Here is a 2346-nt window from a genome sequence, read left to right as displayed (position 1 = left end):
CCCGGCCGGGGGTCAGCCGCCGGTCAGCTTCGGCGCCCACGCGCACGCCTCGACCGCCGCCGCCAGTACGGCCCGCTCGGTGGCGGTGAGGGCGTACGTGTCCGGCGCGCCGGACGGCGCGTCCAGGTGCGGGCGGACCCGGTCCGCGTCGAAGGCGGTGAGGGTGGAGAGCGGTTTCATCAGCAGGTTGAGCGGGTGCTCCAGGTCCTGGACGACCGTCGAGTAGAAGTCCGTCGACGAGTTCCTCGTGGAAAGCGCGAGCATGCCCTCGTACACCGCCAGCCGTCCGTACGGCGACGATGCGAACTTTCCGACGGCTCGCGGGAGCGCCAGATCGTCGTCCTTGCTGTCGGGCCCCGCCTGCACCAGGAAGGGCGGGGCCGGGGAGCGTTCGAGGGTGGTGATGTCGTAGTGGTAGTTGACGTTGCCGCCCTCCGCCACCAGGAGGTTCCACGGAGCCACCGGGTTGAGCCGGAAGAACGTACGTGGTGACGAGTGCCGGCCGTCGTGCAGTCCGCGGAGACGGCCGCCGATGACCTGCCAGCGGTACAGGCCCCCGTCGTAGCCGGCCGTGACGATGGAGTCCTCGGTGAAGGTGATCGCGTTGATCGAGCCGTGCCGCAGGGACTCCACGACGATGTCGTGCATCGGCTGCAGTCTGCTGTCGGTGACGAGGATCCGGGTGTCGTCCGCGAAGGCGATACGGGTGCCTGTGGCGTCCACGGCGAACAGGTCGGCACGCCGGAGGCCGAACTCCCGCAGATTGAGCTGTTCCTGCTCGCCGTCCGCGAGGGCGAAGGCGACGCCGTTCAGCTTCGTGCCCATCACGAAACCCGTCGCGGTCGCCTCCACCACCGCGTCCAACAGGCCGCTGCCCTGTGCCAGTACGGCCTCCCGGCCGGGTGTGTACTCGACGACCTCCGTGTCGCCGCGGTAGCCCCCGCTGTCGAACTCCCGCCGGGCCACGACCGTTTCGCTGTCGATGGCGCACAGCGACCAGTGCTGCGCGGGCCCCTCGTACAGCGTCGACCGCACGCCCGTCCGGTCGACGGTGACGACGCGCGAGGTGTGCGCGTCGCGGCCCTTGAGGTCGAGCGCCACGACCGGATGACGCACGGAGAAGCCCACCGGGCTGGCGAAGCCCAGTGTGTCGGACAGCCTGTGGGTCGTACGGTCGAACAACTCCGCCCCGAGCCTGGTCGCCTCCCTGTGCGGGAGCCCGGTGAGCACGTCCGCCAAACGGGCGTCGGCCTCGGACGGCGGGTCCCACTTGCGGCGTTTCAGATGGGCCGCCGCGCCCACTGCCTGGGGCAGTGGCAGGGAGAGGATCAGCCACCACAGGGTGCGCCAGTCGCCCTTGCGCGCCACCTTGCGCGCCATGCCGATCGGATCCGGACCACCGTCGATGCGCGGGATCACCGTGTGCCGCCTCCCCGTTGGTGAGCTTCCACCCCTGGCCACCGTCCGGACACATTTTGTCGCAGGTGTCACGGTCAGAGCCAGCGTGTTGTCACGTGGGGAACGTGGAGAACCAGCACGTTGTCGGGCGGAGAACCAGTTGTCGGGTGGAGAACCAACAGGTTGTCAGGTGGAGAACCAGCCGCCCGGCTTGATGTCCACCCCGAGCCTGCGCAGCGTCGCGTCCTTGAGCCGCGGGTCGAAGTCGCCCAGGGCGTTGGCCGCACGGACCTGTACGGAGCGGCCGGCCTCCGGTGACTCGGCCAGCTCCCGCAGCAGCCGCAGCCCCTCCTCACGGTCCACGTCCGCGAGGGCGTGCGCGGCGACCACACGGACCTCGCCGGTCGACTCGACGGCGTACGACCGCAGAAGAGGCAGCCCCGCCTCCCGGTTGCGTCCGGCGAGCAGCGCGGCGGCCCGGATGCGCGGGCCGTCGTCCCAGCCCGGCTCCCGGGCCAGCGCGGCCAACCGGGCCTCCCCGTCGGCCGGTTCGTAGTGGGCGAGCTCAAGTGCCGCGCGCAGCCGGTGCGGGGGTTCCTGGCCGGCGGCGCGGGCGATGGCGTCCAGTGCGCGAGTCCCCTCCGCTTGGTCGTGCTGCGCGAGAAGCACCGCGGCGTCGCAGCCGTAGCGGCCGTGCAGGGCGCGGTCGGCGAAGTCGCGCAGGAGGAGCGTGCCCGCGTCGACCCGGTAGCGGGCGAGGCGGTGCGCCGCCTCGACGCGGTAGCCGGCGTCGACCCGTTCGTCGCGGGCGATGCGCTCCAGGAGCAGCGTCGCCTCGGTCCGGGTCCGGTCGCCGTCCTCGGCCGACGAGGCGAGCGCGTCGGCCGCGTACACCCGGCTGTCCGCGAAGAACCGCCCGTCGGCGGCGAACCGCAGCAGCCAGTCGGT

At 71.9% G+C, this 2346-nt stretch carries 2 protein-coding genes; both read right to left on the bottom strand.

Annotated elements, in window-relative coordinates; genetic code table 11:
- Positions 1-12: 12 nt before the first annotated feature.
- Positions 13-1419, bottom strand: coding sequence for a hypothetical protein (locus tag O3Q52_RS52045; protein ID WP_269655390.1), 1407 nt, complete (start codon positions 1417-1419; stop codon positions 13-15).
- Positions 1420-1584: 165 nt separating this feature from the next.
- Positions 1585-2346: HEAT repeat domain-containing protein (locus O3Q52_RS52040; protein WP_269655389.1), on the bottom strand; the 762-nt coding region annotated here is incomplete at its 5' end.

The organism is Streptomyces sp. ActVer (assembly GCF_027270795.1).
GTDB lineage: Bacteria > Actinomycetota > Actinomycetes > Streptomycetales > Streptomycetaceae > Streptomyces > Streptomyces umbrinus_A.
Note: the sequence above shows the minus strand (reverse complement) of the source record. Positions and strands in the feature narration are given on the sequence as shown.